At 60.5% G+C, this 18,767-nt stretch carries 15 protein-coding genes; 6 read left to right on the top strand and 9 right to left on the bottom strand.

The window, feature by feature from the left end; all coding sequences use genetic code 11:
- Position 1: 1 nt before the first annotated feature.
- The 4 genes from coaE to pilB form a co-directional block, all read right to left on the bottom strand.
- Positions 2-625, bottom strand: a complete 624-nt coding sequence (gene coaE / locus OUZ30_RS04685) for a dephospho-CoA kinase (RefSeq protein ID WP_266181024.1) — start codon at positions 623-625, stop codon at positions 2-4.
- Positions 622-1,479, bottom strand: coding sequence for a prepilin peptidase (locus tag OUZ30_RS04690; protein WP_266181025.1), 858 nt, complete (start codon positions 1,477-1,479; stop codon positions 622-624). The genes coaE and OUZ30_RS04690 overlap by 4 nt, the downstream gene beginning before the upstream one ends.
- Positions 1,480-1,544: 65 nt before the next feature.
- Positions 1,545-2,813, bottom strand: a complete 1,269-nt coding sequence (locus tag OUZ30_RS04695) for a type II secretion system F family protein (protein WP_266181026.1) — start codon at positions 2,811-2,813, stop codon at positions 1,545-1,547.
- A gap of 145 nt (positions 2,814-2,958) precedes the next feature.
- Positions 2,959-4,680, bottom strand: a complete 1,722-nt coding sequence (gene pilB, locus OUZ30_RS04700) for a type IV-A pilus assembly ATPase PilB (RefSeq protein ID WP_266181027.1) — start codon at positions 4,678-4,680, stop codon at positions 2,959-2,961.
- Between the two features lie 707 nt (positions 4,681-5,387).
- On the opposite strand from pilB, the gene OUZ30_RS04705 reads away from it, so the two are divergent.
- The 4 genes from OUZ30_RS04705 (at position 5,388) to OUZ30_RS04720 (ending at position 9,012) form a co-directional block, all read left to right on the top strand.
- On the top strand, positions 5,388-6,242 hold the full coding sequence (locus tag OUZ30_RS04705) for a glycosyltransferase family 2 protein (RefSeq protein ID WP_266181028.1): 855 nt from the start codon (positions 5,388-5,390) through the stop codon (positions 6,240-6,242).
- A gap of 198 nt (positions 6,243-6,440) precedes the next feature.
- Entirely contained in the window at positions 6,441-7,568 is a 1,128-nt protein-coding gene (locus OUZ30_RS04710; RefSeq protein WP_266181030.1) for a glycosyltransferase, read from the top strand.
- A complete protein-coding gene (locus tag OUZ30_RS04715; protein WP_266181031.1) occupies positions 7,565-8,293 on the top strand; it encodes a class I SAM-dependent methyltransferase in 729 nt (242 codons plus the stop codon). Before OUZ30_RS04710 ends, OUZ30_RS04715 begins: the two co-directional genes overlap by 4 nt.
- A 68-nt stretch (positions 8,294-8,361) precedes the next feature.
- Positions 8,362-9,012, top strand: coding sequence for a class I SAM-dependent methyltransferase (locus OUZ30_RS04720; RefSeq protein WP_266181032.1), 651 nt, complete (start codon positions 8,362-8,364; stop codon positions 9,010-9,012).
- A 56-nt stretch (positions 9,013-9,068) separates the two neighbouring features.
- Here OUZ30_RS04720 and OUZ30_RS04725 read toward each other — a convergent pair whose 3' ends face one another.
- The 5 genes from OUZ30_RS04725 to OUZ30_RS04745 form a co-directional block, all read right to left on the bottom strand.
- Entirely contained in the window at positions 9,069-10,220 is a 1,152-nt protein-coding gene (locus OUZ30_RS04725) for a lipopolysaccharide biosynthesis protein (protein WP_266181033.1), read from the bottom strand.
- 81 nt (positions 10,221-10,301) lie between these two features.
- The gene (locus OUZ30_RS04730) at positions 10,302-12,359 is read right to left on the bottom strand and encodes a hypothetical protein (protein WP_266181034.1); all 2,058 of its coding nucleotides are present in this window, start codon (positions 12,357-12,359) and stop codon (positions 10,302-10,304) included.
- 408 nt (positions 12,360-12,767) lie between these two features.
- Positions 12,768-14,753, bottom strand: a complete 1,986-nt coding sequence (locus OUZ30_RS04735; RefSeq protein ID WP_266181035.1) for a tetratricopeptide repeat protein — start codon at positions 14,751-14,753, stop codon at positions 12,768-12,770.
- A gap of 114 nt (positions 14,754-14,867) precedes the next feature.
- Positions 14,868-15,305, bottom strand: coding sequence for a pilin (locus OUZ30_RS04740; RefSeq protein WP_266181036.1), 438 nt, complete (start codon positions 15,303-15,305; stop codon positions 14,868-14,870).
- Positions 15,306-15,644: 339 nt separating this feature from the next.
- The gene (locus tag OUZ30_RS04745) at positions 15,645-16,025 is read right to left on the bottom strand and encodes a pilin (protein ID WP_266183101.1); all 381 of its coding nucleotides are present in this window, start codon (positions 16,023-16,025) and stop codon (positions 15,645-15,647) included.
- Between the two features lie 293 nt (positions 16,026-16,318).
- Between OUZ30_RS04745 and OUZ30_RS04750 the strand changes: the two genes are divergently transcribed.
- Entirely contained in the window at positions 16,319-16,525 is a 207-nt protein-coding gene (locus OUZ30_RS04750; RefSeq protein WP_266183191.1) for a hypothetical protein, read from the top strand.
- 104 nt (positions 16,526-16,629) lie between these two features.
- Positions 16,630-18,714, top strand: coding sequence for a S9 family peptidase (locus tag OUZ30_RS04755; RefSeq protein WP_266181037.1), 2,085 nt, complete (start codon positions 16,630-16,632; stop codon positions 18,712-18,714).
- Positions 18,715-18,767 lie beyond the last annotated feature (53 nt).

Consider the following 18,767-nt stretch of genomic DNA (forward strand, 5'->3'; position numbering starts at 1 on the left):
ATCAACGCGCGGCTTCAGCCAGGGCCAGGTAGCGCGTGTGCAATTGCGATACGGCGCGGTCCAGCTCCGCTTCGTCGCCGTGGTTTTCGATGACATCGTGGGCCAGCGTCAGCCGCTCCGTGCGACTGGCCTGACGCTCGATCATGCGTCGCGCCAAGGCCTCATCGATGCCGTCGCGTCGTACCAGCCGGTCGAGCTGTTTCGCCTCGGGTGCGTCGACCACCAGCACCCGATCCACCCAGCGGTAGTGGTCCATGTTTTCTGCCAGCAACGGAATCGCCAGCAGGCAGTAGGGGCCGCGATCTGCGTGGGCGTGCTCGTGTAGCCAGGCGCGGACGCGCGGGTGAATGATGGCCTCAAGTGCGCGTCGCGCCTCGTCGTCGCCAAAAACGCGTTTGCGCATGGCGGCGCGGTCCAACTGGCCACTGGCGTCGAGCACGTCGCCACCGAAGCGATCTATGACGGCCTGCAGTCCGCCGGTGCCAGGAGCGATGACCTCTCGCGCGGCCACGTCAGCATCGTAGACCTGGATGCCCAGTGTTTCGAAACGCTGCGATACGGCGCTCTTGCCGGCGGCAACGCCCCCGGTCAGTGCGACCACAAAGCTGCGGTGCTGGCCACTCATCGCAGCCCGGTCAGCTGCATGTAATTGAGCAGCAACCAGTCCCCCGCGACGAACCACACCCAGCCGGCAGCGGCAATGAAGGGGCCGAATGGCATGGGAATCTCCCGGCCATGCTTGCGCATCAGGATCAGCGTACCGCCGATCAGTGCCCCGATCAGTGACGAGAGCAGGATTACCGGCAAAAGCGCGCTGGGCCCCATCCAGGCACCCAGTGCGGCAAGCAGCTTGAAGTCGCCATAACCCATGCCCTCCTTGCCGGTGAGCAGCTTGAACAGCCAGTACACGCTCCACAGGCTCAGATAGCCGATGGCCGCGCCGATAATCGCCGACGAAGGCGTGACGAACATCGGCAGCACGGCGAGCAGCAGGCCCAGCCACAGCAGGGGATAGTTGAGCTGGTCGGGGAGATATTGCGTGCGGAAGTCGATGCCGGCCAAGGCGATCAGCATCCAGGTGAACACCAGGCCGGCGAGAGCGGGCCAGGTGGGACCGAACTTCCATACGATAACCGCGCTCAGGACACCGCTCAGCAGCTCGATCAGCGGGTACTGGATGGAGATGGAGGCCTTGCAGTAACGACAGCGCCCGCGCAGCAGCAGCCAGCCAAACAGCGGGATATTGTCCAGCGCGGAGAGCCGGTGAAGGCAGTGCGGGCAGTGCGATGGTTCCCGCACGATACCTGGAGGCAACGGCTTGTCCTCGGACTCGACCCCAAGCGTGTCGAGCGCATCCAGCCGCCACTCGGCCTTCATGCGTTCCGGCAGGCGCAGGATCACGACGTTGAGAAAGCTACCGACCAGAAGGCCGAGCACGCCGCTGGTGAGGATCCAGGCCCATAGAGGAAGTTCGAGCATGCGCAATTCCAAAGGCTATAAAAAAGCCCCCCTCCCAGTGGGAGAGGGGCTTGGAGAACAGCAGATTACACCGTGCCTGCGAGCTTGAAGATGGGCAGGTAAAGCGCCACCACCATGCCACCGACCAGGCCACCCAGGATCACCATGATCAGCGGTTCGAGCAGGGTGGAGAGCGTGTCGACTGCGTTGTTTACCTCTTCCTCGTAGAACTCGGCCACCTTGAACAGCATGTGGTCGAGGGCGCCGGATTCTTCGCCGATGGCGGTCATCTGCACCACCATGTTGGGGAACACGCCGGTCTGGCGCATCGCCAGCTGCAACTGGTGACCTACCGCGACATCGTCTCGCATCTGCCTGACGGCATTGCCATACACGATGCTGCCGGTGGCGCCGGCCACGGCATCCATGGCTTCCACCAGCGGCACGCCGGCGCGGAAGGTGACACCCAATGTGCGAGCGAAACGGGCAATCGCCGACTGGCGAAGGATGTTGCCCATGACCGGCAGCTTTAGCATCACGCGATCAAGAAAGTGGGCGAACTTCGTCGAGCGATTCTTGGCCATGACGATGGCGGTGATGCCGCCAACGATGCTGAGAAGAAGTGCCCACCAATAGGACTTCATGAACTCCGAGGCCTTGACCACGACCAGGGTCGGCGCGGGCAAGTCAGCGCCGGCGTCTTTGAAGGTCTGTGCAAAGACGGGAACCACGAACAGCAACATGATGGTACAGACCAGCAGCGCCACGGCCAGCACCATTACGGGATAGAACAGCGCTTTCTTGATCTTGGCCTTGATGGCCTCCGTGCGCTCCTTATAGGTCGCCACGGTGTCGAGCACGGTGTCCAGCACACCAGACGCTTCGCCGGCATGGACCAGGTTGCGGTAGAGCTCATCGAACTGGACGGGATATTTCGCCAGCGCCTCGTGCAGGGCTGAGCCGCCTTCGATGCCTTGCTTCACATCGGTCAGGATGTTTTTGAAGCGAACATTCTTCTGACCGTCGGCGATGATCTCGAAGGACTGCACCATCGGCACGCCCGACGCCATCATGGTGGCGATCTGGCGGCTGAAGATGGCCACGTCACGTGGCTTGACCGTGCTGCCACTGGCACCGAACAGCGGCTTGCCGCGCTCGCGCACCGTTTGCGGATTCATGCCCTGACGGCGCAATTCGGCTTTGACGAGCGACGCATTCTTCGACGACATCTCGCCTTTCATGCGTTTGCCGCGCTTGTCCAGCGCGATCCAGTCGTACATGGTCAGCTTGCTGATCACGGCGCGCTGGGCGCCCAGCGAACCGGCATTCTTGGTAGCGGCGGTGGCCGTGGCCATTGTGATTCCCCCTGCTGGTACGGTCGGGTCGCCTTAACAAGACGACAGCCTGATTCTTTTCAGCTTAAGCCATTTGCCTGGAACAATTCGTGGCACCGGACGCACCTTTAGTGCGACATATGACCCTATTTGGCCTCGCCAAAACTCAATCCTTGGTGACGCGGTCGATCTCAGCGAGGCTGGTCACGCCCTTCTTCGCCTTCAACAGGGCTGAAGCACGCAAGTCGTTCACACCAGCCTTCCGGGCCGCCTCGGCGATCTGCAGCGCGTTGCCCCCCTGCAAAATGATCTTTTGGATCTCTTCCGCCATGGGCATCACCTGGTAGAGGCCTACGCGCCCTTTATAGCCTTCGTTGCAGATGTCGCAGCCAACGGCTTCGTAAAGGGTCAGGCCGGCGTCAATGTCTTCCTGGGTGAATCCGGCAGCCAGTAATGCCTGGGGCGGTAGGTCCATGGGCTTCTTGCAGTCGTGCAGGCGGCGCGCCAGTCGCTGGGCAATGACCAGGGTCACCGACGAGGTGATGCTATAGGGCGGAATACCCATGTTCATCAGGCGCGAAATGGTCTGCGGAGCGTCGTTAGTATGCAGGGTGGACAGCACCATATGGCCGGTCTGTGCTGCCTTGATGGCGATTTCGGCGGTTTCCAGGTCACGAATTTCGCCGACCATGATCACGTCCGGGTCCTGGCGCAGGAACGAGCGCAGTGCAGCCGCGAAGGTCATGCCGCGCTTGACGTTCTGTTGGACCTGATTGATGCCCTCGACGCGGATTTCCACCGGATCCTCGACTGTGGAGATGTTGCGCTCGGTGGTGTTGAGGATATTCAGCGCCGTATACAGGGACACGGTCTTGCCCGAGCCGGTAGGGCCGGTGACCAGCACCATGCCATAGGGCTTATGGATGGCATCCAGATAGAGCTGTTTCTGGACGTCCTCGTAACCCAGCACATCGATGCCGAGCTTCGCAGCCGAGCCATCCAGGATACGCATCACGATTTTCTCGCCGAACAGCGTCGGCAGAGTGCTGACGCGGAAATCGACGGCGCGACTCTTGGACAGGTTGAGCTTGATGCGTCCGTCTTGCGGTACACGCCGCTCGGCGATGTCCAGGCCGGCCATGACCTTGATGCGCGAAGAGATCCGCGAGGCCAGCTTCATCGGCGGGCTGGCCACGGCGCGCAGCATGCCGTCCATGCGCAGGCGCACGCGGTACTGGGTTTCGAACGGCTCGAAGTGGATATCCGAGGCGCCGCGTTTGATCGCGTCCACCAGGATCTTGTTGACGAACTTGACCACCGGCGCGTCATCGTTCGCGTTGGCGTCGATGCCGGTGGATTCGGCCTCGTCGTCGCCGCCTTCCAGCGCCATGTCGTCAAGATCGCCGCCGCCCATGTCGGGCACGCTATTGCTCATCGCGTTGAGCACGGTCTCGATGGTGCGCAGCAGTTGCCCGCGCTCCACCAGGATCGGTTCCACCATGCAATTGGAGTGGAACTTGATCTCGTCCAGCGCATGCGACTGCATGGGGTCGGCGATGCCCACGAACAGCCGCTTGCCACGCTTGAACAGGGGCAAGGCATGATGCTTGTTGATCAGCGCCTCGCTGATCAGGTTCAAGGGCATATTGGCCGGCACCAGGGTGCTCACGTCCATCATCGGCATGCCGAACTCGTCGGAAGCGATGCGGGTGAGGCGGGCGCTGTCGACCAGGCTATGGTCCAGCAGCCAGGCGGCGAAGGCGGTCTTGTGCTGGAGCGAGTCAGCCACTGCCTTGCGCACGTCGGCTTCAGGCAGCACATCTTCCGATACCAGCCTGCGCGCCATGCCGGAGAGGCCTGCGAGCGACGGTTGCATTAGCGTTGACATAGCAATACTGACTCAGCCCCCTGATTGAGTGGGAATTTACCCCAGTTGGGCGGGTAGGTCACTCGCCGTGAGAGGTTGATGGCATCCGGGGTGACGGTGCGCACATATCGCCGCCAGGCCGGCGCCTGTAGGTATGGCATGCATCAGGCGTGCCGCGCAGCCTAAAAGACAAGGATTTTGCTTAGGCTTGGAGCATGAAGGCTGGTTTCACCATACACGTTCGAAGTATCGGGCCGACAACCCATCCCCAGCGCCCGCTTTTTTTGATATTTGGCACCCCGCGTACCGAAAAGGCTGAGGTGGCCGGCGTGGAGCGGGGGCTGGGTTCGCTTAGGTGGGCCGGCCGTCGGGCCAGAAGCGGCCCGATTCGAATGGGATTTCGCCGGCCAGCGAGCAGTCCGTGCTCCCCAAATGGCGGCGGCTCGGCCCAGTGCCGCGACTTTGTCGTTGATAACGCGGCGAACGACCTTGAGCCGCCTCGCGGGGCCCTCGCCACCGCGTTGACCCAGGAGGTCGATCCGCCGTCGAAGTGGGAATCGCTTTTAGCACCCGGACCATAGTCCCTGTGCGCCTTGAGGGCCGGGTAGTGACGGTGCGGTGTCTCGCTAGATCTTTCGCGACGCCCGCGCGCACTTAAACGTCAATTCCACCACAGCCGCATGGGTTTACCCGGGTTATCATGCCGCCTTACGTCCGGGGGATCTCTTTTGAACCGTCTCAGCATCATCCTGCCCGCCAAGAACGAAGGGGCGGCCCTGAAGGCTTTGCTTCCTCGTCTACGTGCTATCCAGCCTGAAGCAGAAATCATCGTGGTCGACGACGGTTCCGCCGACGATACGCGCGATGTTTGCAAGAGCAATGATGTTCAGTGCCTGTCTTCGCCCTATTCCATGGGCAATGGCGCAGCCATCAAGCGTGGGGCCCGCGCGGCCAACGGCGAGATCCTCGTTTTCATGGACGGTGATGGCCAGCATGATCCTGCCGATATCGCGCGCTTGCTGGAGAGACTGGATCAGGGCTTCGATATGGTGGTCGGTGCGCGCGACTGGGAGAGCCAGGCGGGGGTAGGACGGGGTATTGCCAACACGGTCTATAACTGGCTCGCCAGCCGAATGACTGGCCACGTCGTCGCCGATCTGACCTCGGGATTTCGCGCTGTGCGCTCGAGCCGGTTTCGTGAATTCCTGCACTTGCTTCCCAACGGTTTTTCTTACCCTACAACCAGCACCATGGCGTTTTTTCGCAGCGCTTACCCGGTGGCCTATGTGCCGATCAAGGCGGCGCAGCGAGTGGGCAAGAGTCATATCAAGCCATTGCGCGACGGTATTCGCTTCTTGCTGATCATTTTCAAGATCGCGACACTGTATTCGCCGCTAAAGCTGTTTGTGCCGGCCAGTGTGGTCTTCTTCATGCTGGGATGTGCCAATTACGCGCGGACGCTCATTCAGTATGGGCGCCTCACTAATATGAGCACATTGATGTGGAGTGCGGCGGTTATCGTCTTTCTCATCGGTCTGGTATCCGAACAGATCACAGCGCTGACTTATCGACGTGATGACTAGTTCGCAGTCGCCAAGGTGTGAATTGGTTGCTGAAAGCGCGTGTCCGTTGTGACGAGCCAGTCCCAGAACTCGTTGGGCACGAGCGTTGGCGGATCTCCGGGAGACATATCCGGAGGCGAGGCTGCTGCGCGCCGGCCCAAGCTACTCGTTGTGACTTCGACGTATCCTCGGTGGGCAGATGATCCAGAGCCTGGATTTGTGCACGAGCTGGCCAAGCGACTCACTGATCGGTTCGACGTCACGGTCCTGTGCCCACGCGCAGCAAACGCCGCCCGCGAGGAGTGTCTTGAACGGGTCCGGGTGCTGCGGTACCGCTATGCGCCTGGCCGTTGGGCGACGCTGGTCAACGATGGAGGCATTCTCGCCAATCTCAGGCAGCATCCTTGGAAATGGCTCCTGGTGCCCTCTTTCATCACGTGCCAATGGATTGCGTTGTTCAAGTTGAAGCTCAGGTGGCGACCCGATGTCGTTCACGCGCACTGGCTTATCCCGCAGGGGGTCATTGGGGCGTGGGCTGGCGTGACGCCGTTTGTGGTCACGTCACATGGTGCGGATCTGTTTGCCCTGCAAGGCAAGCTGTTCAAGTGGCTGCGTGCCAAAGTGGTGGAGCGCGCAGCGGCGGTGACCGTGGTAAGCGATGCGATGCGACAACGGTTGCAAAGCGAGTGCCCTGGCACGCAGGTGCTTACCATGCCCATGGGCGTGGATATGGATGAGCGATTCGGCGTGTCTACGCAAGACCTCGGGTCGACCCATACCCTCCTGTTCGTGGGGCGCCTGGTAGAGAAGAAGGGGCTGATCTACCTCATCGAGGCAATGCCTGAGATTGTTGCCAGCCACCCCGGCGCACGCCTGGACATTGTGGGTTTTGGGCCTGAAGGTGATCGTTTGAAGGACCGAGTAAAACATCTTGGTCTTGATTCATCAGTGCGATTTGTCGGAGCCGTTCCCCAGTCGGATCTTCCGGGCTACTACAGGTCCGCGACGGCCTTTGTGGCGCCGTTTGTCCAGGCGTCAGGAGGCGATCAGGAAGGTTTGGGGTTGGTCGTTGCGGAGGCCATCGGTTGCCAGTGTCCAGTCATCGTGGGCGACGTACCCGCAGTTCACGACCTGATCGGCGATGTGCAGGAATGCATCGTTCCCCAGCGTGATAGCCCGGCCCTCGCCAAGGCCATCATCCGAGTCCTGGATGATCCTGAGTCGGCAAGGCAGCAGGCGGTCGCCTTGCGTGCAAGCATTTACGAACGATTTTCCTGGACGTCGGTGGCGAAAGGCTACGCGGAGCTCTTCAGTAGCCTGACCATAGAGGGTTCGCGAAGCGCATGAGCCATCCCATCGAGCGACAGCCTCATGTCGATACGAATATGCCGCTGCGGGCACTCAAGGCGCGCAAGATTGAAGTGCTTCTTGGCCTGGATGAGGAGCGCTCCCGTGGCAGCTTGCTTGAAGTAGGCACAGGCAGTGGCGGCATAGCTCATTATTTCGCCCACAGCACCTCCCGACAGTGGAGCGTTTCAGCAGTCGATGTGATCGACAATCGGCAATTGAAAGATGGATACGACTTCCAATTGATCGAGGGCTGCTTGTTGCCATTCGCTGATGAAACTTTCGATGTGGTGATCAGCAATCATGTGATCGAGCACGTCGGCGACGAGTCCAGTCAGCTACTGCACCTTCGCGAACTTAGGCGAGTATTGAAGCCGGGCGGCAGAGGTTACCTGGCTGTACCTAACCGCTGGATGGTGGTCGAGCCGCACTACCGCGTGCCATTCCTGAGTTGGCTGCCCAAACGATGGCGGTCCCGTTATCTCAGGTGTTTCAAGGCGGGTGGTGTCTATGATTGCGAACCGCTGACCATGCGCGGTGTAGAGCGATTGCTTACGGCGGCAGCCCTTGGCTTTGAAAACATCTGTTTGCAGGCGCTGCGGGTGATCCTTACGCTGGAGAATTCCGCGGCTCCCGCAGTTCGGGCCATTGCCGACTTGCCCGATCCGTTGCTGTCACGTCTCCTGCCCATCATGCCAACCTTGATCTATCGGCTACGGCGTTAGCGAGCGTGCGTATCTGATGACGACGTGCCCCAAGCCCTCCCTGCCCAAAATCCTGAGACTGTTGACCGATGTCCAATAACTTCACCAAGGCATGGGCCCGCTGGGCACCTCTTTTCTCCTTCGGGGGATCACGCCACTACTGGACCCAGCGTTATCGTTTGGGCGGGGACTCCGGTGTTGGATCGGAAGGGCCTGCCGCCCATTACAAGGCAAAGATCCTGAATGATTTCGTGGCGGCTCAGGGCGTTGAAAGCCTCATCGAGCTGGGCTGCGGTGATGGTCGGCAGCTGGAGCTCGCCAAGTACCCGAGCTATCTGGGCATCGATGTCAGCTCAGAAGCCATCGAGCAATGTCGCAAGCGCTTTAATGGTGACCTCTCCAAACGGTTCCAGGTATTGACTGACTACCATGGCGAGTCGGCTGACTTGGCGCTGTCGCTCGACGTCATCTACCACCTGGTGGAGGACGCGACCTACCACGAACACTTGCGAAGCCTCTTTTCAGCAGGCAAGCGCTTTGTCATCGTCTATTCCAGTAATGTGCTTGTCTCCGGGCGCAATTTCCGCCATGTACGCCATCGCGCAGTCAGCGAAGACATCGCGCGGTTGCATCCGGAGTTCGAGCGCATGAAGGAAGTCGAGGAAGCGTTGCCCGCACCGGTAGCATTCAATCGAGGCATCCCGACCGTCTTTCTCGTTTATCGGCGCAAAGTGGCTTGAATTAACGGCCCTTGCTGCGCATTCGGTAGCTTTGCTGCCGAATGCAAACGCAGACGTCAGGCATTGTGCTTGCGCACGAGCCACCAGCCGGATGCTGCCATCACCGCCTCCGCCATGATGACGGCGGCAATCAGCCCTCCCACGCCAAGGAAGTGGGGCAAGACAACCATGCCTGACGCAAGCAGAAGTACGCCGGCGATTTCAAAGGCGATGCGCTCGCGCGGGTGCCCGAGGGCGACCAGCACGGTTCCGGCCGACAGCCTTAGCGCAAGGAAAGGGGCGGTAATCGCCACCCAGGGCAGAAGGCGGGCTGTAGCGGCGTAGGTAGGCCCGAGAATGACGGGTAGTAAAGGGCTGCAGACAGCCAATGCGACGCTGCTGAATATGCCCCAGCCGAAGGCCAGCAGGGCGATCAGTCCAATCAGCCTTTTACCTTGCTTGTCTGGCTTGTGCGCATGTCTGAAGAGTCGTGGCTGGGCCGACAGCAGCAGCGCAATGACCGGCGTCACCATGGCTCCCATGATCCGTGATGTTGCCGCATAGATGCCTGCATCATGGGCACCTACAGCGCGCACGGCGATGGCCTTGTCCAACTCGGTCGGATTGGCGGCGACCAGTTGCATTGCCGCATAGGATGCGCCGGTCTTCAGCTCGTCCGCCGTGGCGATGCGCGGGTCCCAGTGAAGACGCACATAGCGTCGCGTTAAGTGATAACTGATCACTAGGCTAACGACGGATGTCGCGAACTGTAGGATCGCGTAGGTGGCGAGGCGATCCTCGTCGTCGACCGCAAAGCATGGTGCGATGGCAAGCAGGCGCAGTCCCAGCGGAAGCCACTGCACGAACTGGCTGAGGGGGACGCGCTCACTCGCTTGCAAGGTGAAGCTAAGCAGGGTGATGAAGGGCGTAATCAGAAGTTCAGTGGCGCCTATCCACCAGAGCGTGTTCAAAGACAGCAGACCACGGTCCGTTATCAGGCCACCGCACAGGAGATAGACCAGCAAAAGCGCGCAGCCGAGCAAAAGCGTGAGTGGCCATGCATAGCGCCAGATATCCGATGCCGCATCACCCTTGCGCGCCGTGGCCGAAAGCATCACGTAACCTGAGCCAAGACTGGGGAGCAGGCCCATAACAACGGCCAGCGCCATCGCGGCGGTCAGGTTGCCATAGATGGTGGGTGGAAGCAGACGAGTGAGCAGGATCAGCATCGCTGTCTGGGTGGCGACGCGCAGGGCGAGCAGGGCCGAGGTTTGCAGGCTTTGGCGAGCGAGTTGCCCCATCGTGTGCAGTCAGTTGGAGTTGTCGGAAGACGGTAACAGATCCCGGAGCCCGGCAAGCTCCTTGTCCAGATAGCCGCCCATATTGAGATCCTGCAAGTTGCCCAGCTGCCGTCTGGCCTCGTCAAACTTCTTTTCCGAAACGTACATGTGAAACAGCGTAATCCTGTAGGCCGCTTCGCTGGGAGCGACCTTGGTTGCCGCTGTCATCATTTTTTCGCCCAAGCCAGCATCGGAAAGCTCGTTCCAGGCAAACTCACCATAGGCTGCAAGAATGCGCGCACTCGGGTCCGGATGAGATATCGCCGCCTGAAATGCCGCACTCATACGCGACTTGGGCAGGTCACACTGGGCTTCATGCATGCAATGCACCAGGGCAATCAGCGAACTTTCGTCCTGCACACCAGGTTTTCGTGATCTTAATTTGGCGATCATGCTGTCCCACCACGTGTCCTTGATGGGCAAATGCATCCTTGCATTCATAAAGATCAGCGCCTGCTGCGGAAGGATGGATGACTTGGGGAGGCTGGCCGCTTGTTCCAATGGCGCATAGGCAAGGCGCGTGAATTCGGAGTTGGGGTCGTAGCGCGAATAGATAATGTAGGTTCGGCCGAGCTCATATTGGGCGCGAGGCGATTCCGGTGCTCGAGTCGCCAGTTCCCTGGCTAGGCGCAGCGGGTCTCCCCAGGCGTAAGCCGTCATGGTCGTCAGCCACAACCACCAGCCCATCAGCAGCAACAACGGCAACAGAGAAAGCCCGTGACGGAGTCGCCCTACAAGGTGTCGCCGTTCTAAGGCATCCGGGCTGCCGGCGACGGTGGCGCCCGATCCTGAAAGCGTCATCGAGCGCGGAACAATGCTGGGCAGGACGGCGAGCAGGAGGCCGAGGCTGGCGAAGTAATTGCGGTGTTCGTAGATCAGTTCCAGCGGCAGGATCGTGCCCGTCAAAAGATGGCTGGCGAGAAAGAGCGCAATTCCCAAGGCGGCAAGAGGGCGTCGACGACGAAGCCAGATCGCAGCAACGCTCAAGCCGACCAGGCAGGCGATGCTCGCGATGGTGGTCCACGGCGTCAGCAGCCCATCCGATACGTCAAAGTCGTCGTGATAGAACGACAGCCCACGTGCCGTGGGGAAAATAGTCCAGCGGATATAGTCGACCACCACGCGCGCTTCACTTAGCAGTCGCGTTGTCATGGTGAAGTCTCGGGTCGACCATGCCTTCGGCTGCAGCAGGCCCGGCAACAAATAGCCAAGGCCAATCAATAAAGGCAAAACCAGAATCATGAGGAACATCGTGACGAGGCGGCGGTCCTTCACACCGGTGCGCCCAGATGTCGAGTCGCTCGCGGGGCCGCGGAAGTCGAATAAGCACCATTCCACCAATAGGGCATAAAGCGGCAGCATCACCGCCGTTTCCTTGGCCATGGTACCAATGGCTGTCGGTAGCGTGAGGCTTGCCAGACATAGCAGGAATCCCCGAGAGAACAACTGTCCATCCGTGCCGCCAAGCATGCGGCGCCGGCCTTGGACGTAGCCGATCAGCCCCAGCAGGATAAAAAGGTTGGCCAGGCTCTCCATGCGCTGCACGACATAAAGGACTGCCGTGAGATTGATCGGCAGCAACAGCCAGGCCGCTGTTATCCACAGCGCCAGCATTGTGGGTCGCGAGTTAGGTTCAGTGTTGTCTTGATCTGCTGGCGTATCCGTTGAGGACTGCTTTCGCAGGGGATTTGCAAACCCTGACGTGCGCCCTGTGCACTGCAACAACGCTCGGATCAGCACGAACACCAGCACGCCATTGATCAGGTGGATGAGCAGATTCGTCAGCTTCATCCAGAAAGGATCGAGGCCGCTCAGCAGGAAATTGGCCGCAAAGCTCAACGAGGCGATTGGCCGCTTGAACTCACTAGACGGCGAAGAAAACGCGGCGTTGATCAACGAGGAGGCGTTGGCCTCCTCAGGCTGGACGCCTTTGTTGTCGACGATGTTCGGGTAGTCGTCAAACAGCCAGCCGCCATGAAGGCCCAGCCAATAGACCAGGGTGGTAACGAGAAGGACCAGCGCGAGCAAGCACCAGCCCCAGCGGGACGAGGAGGAATCGGGCGCCAAGGTATCGAATCGGTATCGAATAAGATGGCGGCAGCTTACCGCGTTCGGTGGCTTGGTCTAGCCGCAAGTTCGGGCAGCTTCGGTGCAAGGATGGATTCAGATAGGGCTGCGTGCGGTGGCTGGAGCGTGGGTGCTCGTCGACCTCTTGCGGATGGATGGCGGCTGGGTATTCCCAAAGGTTGTCAGAGGAACTTCATTACCGTCATCTCAGCGGCTCTCAACAGCCGAATGGCTGGTCAAGCTGGGATCCATTGCCGTTTAAGGCGCCGAAAACACAGGGTGACCCGCTTTGCTTAAATGAAGCGCCTCCAGTTTGACCCGTCATTCAGCTGTTAGAACCGCCGGAAAGACGACTTGTTCTGACCTTCTCTAACGCAGCCCGTCCGTTAAGCCTTGGCTTTGCTGCTGTGGCGCCGCGGCCGCCCCATGGGACTGCATCTTTTCAGCGTCGCTCTGCATGGCCATCAAAGTTGGATCGTTACGTAGTACCGGCTGCAACTGCCAGGCCTCGGCGATAACCGCCAGCGCCTCCTGCTCCCGGTGGTTTTCCAAGAGATAGCCAGCGAGCTGTTTGGAGTAACCAGCCACATCCTTCTCAAACCGCAGCGCTTGTTGCCACTGCTGAATAGCTAGAGTCGGGTCGTGCAATACAGCGCCGGCGAGTTCGGCGTACGACGAGTGAAGAGTGGTTCTCGTGGGGTTGCGCTTGATCGTGATCTCATAGGCGCGTGCCAGTTGCTGTGCGTCGATATCCGTTTTTCCGTTGAGACGCTCGGTCGTCAGCTTGTCTAACACGAGATACGCATCGGGACCTAATGGACGGTTCTGCAGTTTATCCAGGAAGCTGCTCCATAGCGCCACGACGTCTCGTTGGTCGTGGTGATCGGCATTCACGAGCAGCAGTGCCTCTTCCGCCATGGGCGTAGCGCTGGGCAAGGTGGTCGCTCGCTTCAGTTCCTTGATGGCGAGTGAGTAAAGTGGGGTATCGGGATTGTTGTGTGCCATGAACATGTAGCGCCGGGCCAGATCATAGGCGGCGCGCGCGGAGCCCGGATTGTCGTCGGCGAGTGTTTGCGGCAGCAGCAAACGATCCCCCCAAATCGAAGAGCGGACAAAGGTCAGCAAGCCGATGTTCACAAGGAGGATGCCTGCAATCAACACGACAACGCGCTGGTCCATGCGGCGCGTAGCGAGCCACATTAGATCAGCCAGGGCCAGCAAGACGCCGAAGAGCGCGGGGTAATTGCGATGCTCGAATACCAGCTCCAGCGGAAGCGGGGCGCTGGTCAGGCTGTGAGCCACAAAGAACCAGGCGATGCCGAGTGCAAGCAGCGGTCTGCGTCGACGCAATGCCACAGAGATAACGGCAAGGCCGAGCAGCAGCAGGCCGCCATACAGCGTCGTGATTGGGTGTAGCAGATCCCGCGAAGCGGGGTAGTTGTCATAATAAAAATGCAGCAGGCTTGGCAGGGGTAACAGGATCCAGCCAAGGTACAGCGGGAGCGCGCGCAGCTGAGTCAGTTCGCGCTGCCATGCGTTGTAGTTGCGAGCTGCATAGGCCGTTTGCGTGGTGTAGTGCGGGAGCAGATAGAACGCAAAGATCAGAGCGGCCAGCGAGCCTCCGGCGACGTACGCGATTTTCCAGGCGCGCCGGGTACTGGGCTTGTTCGCGGCAAAGTGCAGCAGCGTCAGCTCCAGCAGCAGGGTGTAGCCAGGCACCAGTACGGCGGTTTCCTTGGCGTAGTAGCCGATCAACGTTAGAGCGCCGCATAAGGCGAGCCATGGCCAGGCGCGTTGTCCTTCCATTTGCTGTTGGCGCGCACGCCAATACGCAAGCAGCGCCAGGAGTACGAATGCGAAACCCAGCAACTCCATGCGCTGCACCACGTACATAACGGCGGAAACTTGCAGCGGATGGACGGCCCATAGCGTTGCGATGCCAATGGCCCAGTAACCTGTGACGCGATGCTGGCGCTCCGCATCGGTGTTGTTCGCAGACGCCCAGCCAGCGAGCAGCAGGCGGCGCGTTAATAGCGTCAAGAGAACAGTATTGAATAGATGAAGCGCAAGGTTGGTGGCCTTGAAGCCCCAGGTGCTCCCGCCCAGCGCGAAGTTAACGGCATAGCTCAACATCGCTATCGGCCGTTCGATGTTGATGTGCGACCACGTCAGGACCCGCTGCCATTCATGCCAGTGCCAGCTGGTAACACGAATCGCGGGGTTCTCAGCAAAGATGGGGTAGTCGTCGAAGATGAATCCACCATGGAGCGCCGGCCAGAACGCCAGCGCGACTAGGGCCAGCAGGCCCAGCGCTGGCAGGATACGACGCAAGGACGCACAGGATGCAGAGGTCATGGATGGGGATCTTCGCCGGGCAGGTGATCGGCAGTGGATATAAAAGACAAGGGCCGCCATACGGCGGCCCTTGGCAAGTTGCAGGCTTGAGCCCAGTGCAGCCGATTGCCGCTATTACTGCGGGCAGCTGGCCGGAGCATACGCCACCGGCACGGCCGGCGTGGTGCAGACCCAGGAGCCGCTCTGGGTGCGGGTCCAGACGACCGTCCCGGTAGTGGCAATCAACTTGGCATTTGCGTGCTGGCCAAAAGTAGCCGTGATGATGGGGTTCGCGGTCCAGCCGGTGACCACCGGATGCCCCGGGGCAGCCTGAAGGTCCGACGACGTGCTGGTGTCGACGCAACTGGCCGGAGTGCCAAAAGTAGTGGCACCGTTATTGATGCAATCTTCCACAGCCACCTTCAGGTCACCGGCCTCACCGATCACACGCGTGACCTGCGAGCGGATCACATAGGTCTGGTACTGCGGAATGGCGATAGCGGCCAGGATCGCGATGATCGCAACCACGATCATCAGTTCGATCAGGGTAAAGCCCTTCTGTACGTTCTTCATGGTGGTTCCTCTGTTTTGGTTAGCTAACCTTGGATTGTGCCCCTGAGCCCCGGTCCCGTACCCCCTAGGCGGATCCGGTCCCCCACAATTACCGTGGAACGACCAGGAAACTCGTGGCAGATAGCAGCATCTTGTATGCCACCACTGCTTCCGGCAGGTCCCTGCCCGTGGGCAGGTGGCTGGATTGTGCAGGTGTTGGCACTAAGCAACAAGCCGGGCGGGTAATTGTCTTGCTGGTATTGAGTAGCCGATCCCGCTGAGTTGGGGAACTGAGTCGCCTGGAGGACATTCATGGTCACGTCGTGACGTTTTTGGTCACCTTGCGACCTCTCTTTCGCCTTAGAGGCAGCTGGCTGGGAGGTATTCCGGGGCAACGGTCGACGAGCAGGACCACGCGCCTGATGGACTGCGATCCAGTTCGATGGTGCGTCCTTGGATAGCCGTATTTCCTGCCAACTTGCACTTAATGCTGCCCGCTCCAATGGGCGTCACCGTCGACGTGATTTGGCTGCAGCGCGGCGTGCTTGCCTGAAGGCCCAAATTGTCGACATTGGCAAAAGTGCCGCCGTTCGTGACGCCCTGGTTGACCAGAGTTTCGTAAGCTGTGCGCCCAGGGCTGATCTCAGCCAGCCCGGCCGTCGTTTGCGACCGCGCCACATACGTTTGGTATTGCGGAAGGGCGATAGCAGCGAGGATGGCGATGATCGCCACAACGATCATCAATTCGATAAGCGTAAAGCCGGCGCTTGAATGCGGGCGGGACACGGCAGACTCCCCCTGAGTTTGTCGGGGAGGAGAGAGCAGGTTCTGTACCAAGAGAGTGTATCAATGCGCAAAAGATTGCGATCCGGCGTGCCTTTGCCACAATCCGTGATGCATATCACGCGTCCCGGCTACTAAAGCCCTTTCATCCATCGCTTCATCATCAGGTAAATCGCCAGCAGCGCCTTCATGCCTTAGAGCGAGAAGCGCTCCTGCATCTCGGTGAAGAAGCAGGCATACAGGCACTTCGGGTGGCCAATCAACTCGACGTGTTTGTCCGAATGACCAATCTGGTGGCGATCGCGATGGTGTTCGTCATGCGGTGCGTCGGCTGGGCACAAAGCGGGGCCGAGCAGGGCGGCGCCTTTTCTCTCTCACCTGCACCGAAAGGAGTCCCTTTTCGCGGCGCGGAGGGAAGCGGGGAAGTCGGGCTGGCAGAGGAGCTTGCCCGCTCCTAGCCCCCCTGCGAGCAGGGGCAGGAGTCAAGGCCAAGAAGCGCGCTTGCGCTCCGCCTCGCCGCCACTTACCGTCAAGGTTTTCGTGACACCCAGGGAAACCCTCGATGAAACCCTTGTTTTTCGCGCTGGCGCTCGCGTTGGCCGGCACTTCCGCCATGGCGGCCGAGGTCGAGAGCCATGGCCCGCACCCATTCAATATCCGCGATCTGGTGATGATGGACCGCGTTGGCGATCCGCAGCTGTCGCCGGATGGCCGCTTGGCGCTTTATACCGTGCGCGCCACCGACTATGCGGCCAACAAGGGCGTCACCTCGATCTACCTGCTCGACCTCGAAAACAATAGCCCGCCGGTCAAGCTGGTCGACAATGCTTCGTCGCCGCGCTGGGCGCCGGATGGCAGCGCGATCTATTACGTGGCGCCGAAGGATGGCGTGGCGCAGCTGTGGCGCCACCCGCTGGGCAAGGCCACTGATGCGCAGGCCGTACAGGTCACCCATGTGCCGATCGACGTCGATGGTTACAAGCTGTCGCCGGACGGCAAGAAGGCACTGCTCACGCTCGGTGTGTTTACCGACTGTGCCGATTTGGCCTGCACCAAGGAGCGTCTGGGCGGCCGTGCCGCCGACAAGGCGTCGGGCACAGTCTACGACAAGCTATTCGTCCGTCACTGGGATACCTGGGCCGACGGCCGTCGCGCGCAGCTGTTCATCACCGACCTGGACAACGCCAACGAGCAGCCGGTACTGCTGACCCGGGGCATCGACGGCGACGTGCCGAGCAAGCCGTTTGGCGACGAGGGCGAGTTCAGCTTCTCGCCGGATGGCAAGACGGTGTATTTCGACGCCCGTATCGCCGGCAAGAGCGAGCCGTGGTCGACCAACTTCGATGTCTATAGCGTGCCGGCCGATGGCTCGGCCGCGCCGCGCAATCTCACTGCCGCCAACCTGGCGTGGGATGCTGCTCCGGTTCCGTCGCCAGACGGCAAGACGCTGTACTACCTCGCGATGAAGACGCCCGTGTCGGAATCGGATCGCTTCGGCATCATGGCGCTCGATCTGGCCACCGGCCAGAAACGCGAAGTGGCCCCGAACTGGGATCGTTCCGCCGGCGGCCTGCAGATTTCCAGCGACGGCAAGACGCTCTATACGACCGCCGACGATAACGGCCAGCACCCGCTGTTCGCTGTTGATGTCGCCACGGGCAAGGTCAGTACGGTCGTCACCGATGGCGATGTGGGCGGCTATTCGCTGGGCAAGTCACGTTTGCTGATTCAGCGCGATGACCTCAAGCGTTCTGCCGACCTCTATGTGGCCGACCTTCAGGGCAAAGGCCTCAAGCAGGTGACGCGCTACAACGCCGAGCGCCTGAAGAACGCGAAGATGGGAGAGCCCGAGTTCTTCACGTTCAAGGGTTGGAACAACGAGACGGTGCAGGGCTACGTGGTGAAGCCGGCCGACTACAAGCCCGGCAAGAAGTATCCGGTGGCCTTCATCATTCATGGCGGCCCGCAGGGTGCGATGAGCAACGGCTGGAGCTATCGCTGGAATCCGCAGACCTATGCCGGCCAGGGTTTCGCCGTAGTCACCATCAACTTCCATGGTTCCACCGGTTACGGCAAGGCCTTCACCGATTCCATCTCGGGTGACTGGGGCGGCAAGCCGCTGGAAGATCTCAAGGCCGGTTGGAAGGCTGCACTGGCCAAATACAGCTTCCTCGATGGCGACCGCGCCTGCGCCCTGGGCGCCAGCTACGGCGGCTACATGATCTATTGGATGGCCGGCGTGTGGAACGAGCCGTGGAAGTGCCTGGTCGATCACGACGGTGTGTTCGATGCACGTGCCATGTACTACGACACCGAGGAGCTGTGGTTCGAAGAGCGGGAGAACAGCGGCACCCAGTTCGAACACCCAGAGAACTACGAGAAGTTCAATCCGGTCAATCACGTCAAGGACTGGCGCGTACCGATGTTGGTGGTCCACTCAGCCAAGGATTTCCGCATTCCCGATACGCAGGGCCTGGGTGCGTTCACTGCGCTGCAGCGTCGCGGCATTCCGAGCCAGTTGCTGCACTTCCCGGACGAGAATCATTGGGTGCTAAAGCCGCAGAACAGCGTGCAGTGGCACGAGACGGTGAATGCTTGGCTGAAGCAGTGGACGGCCAAAGACGCCCCAACGCCCGCTCGGAACTGAGGGATCTCGGTAATAATCAAACGGCGGCCTAGGGCCGCCGTTTGTTTTTCCGC

Source organism: Dyella humicola, from assembly GCF_026283945.1.
GTDB classification, from domain to species: domain Bacteria; phylum Pseudomonadota; class Gammaproteobacteria; order Xanthomonadales; family Rhodanobacteraceae; genus Dyella; species Dyella humicola.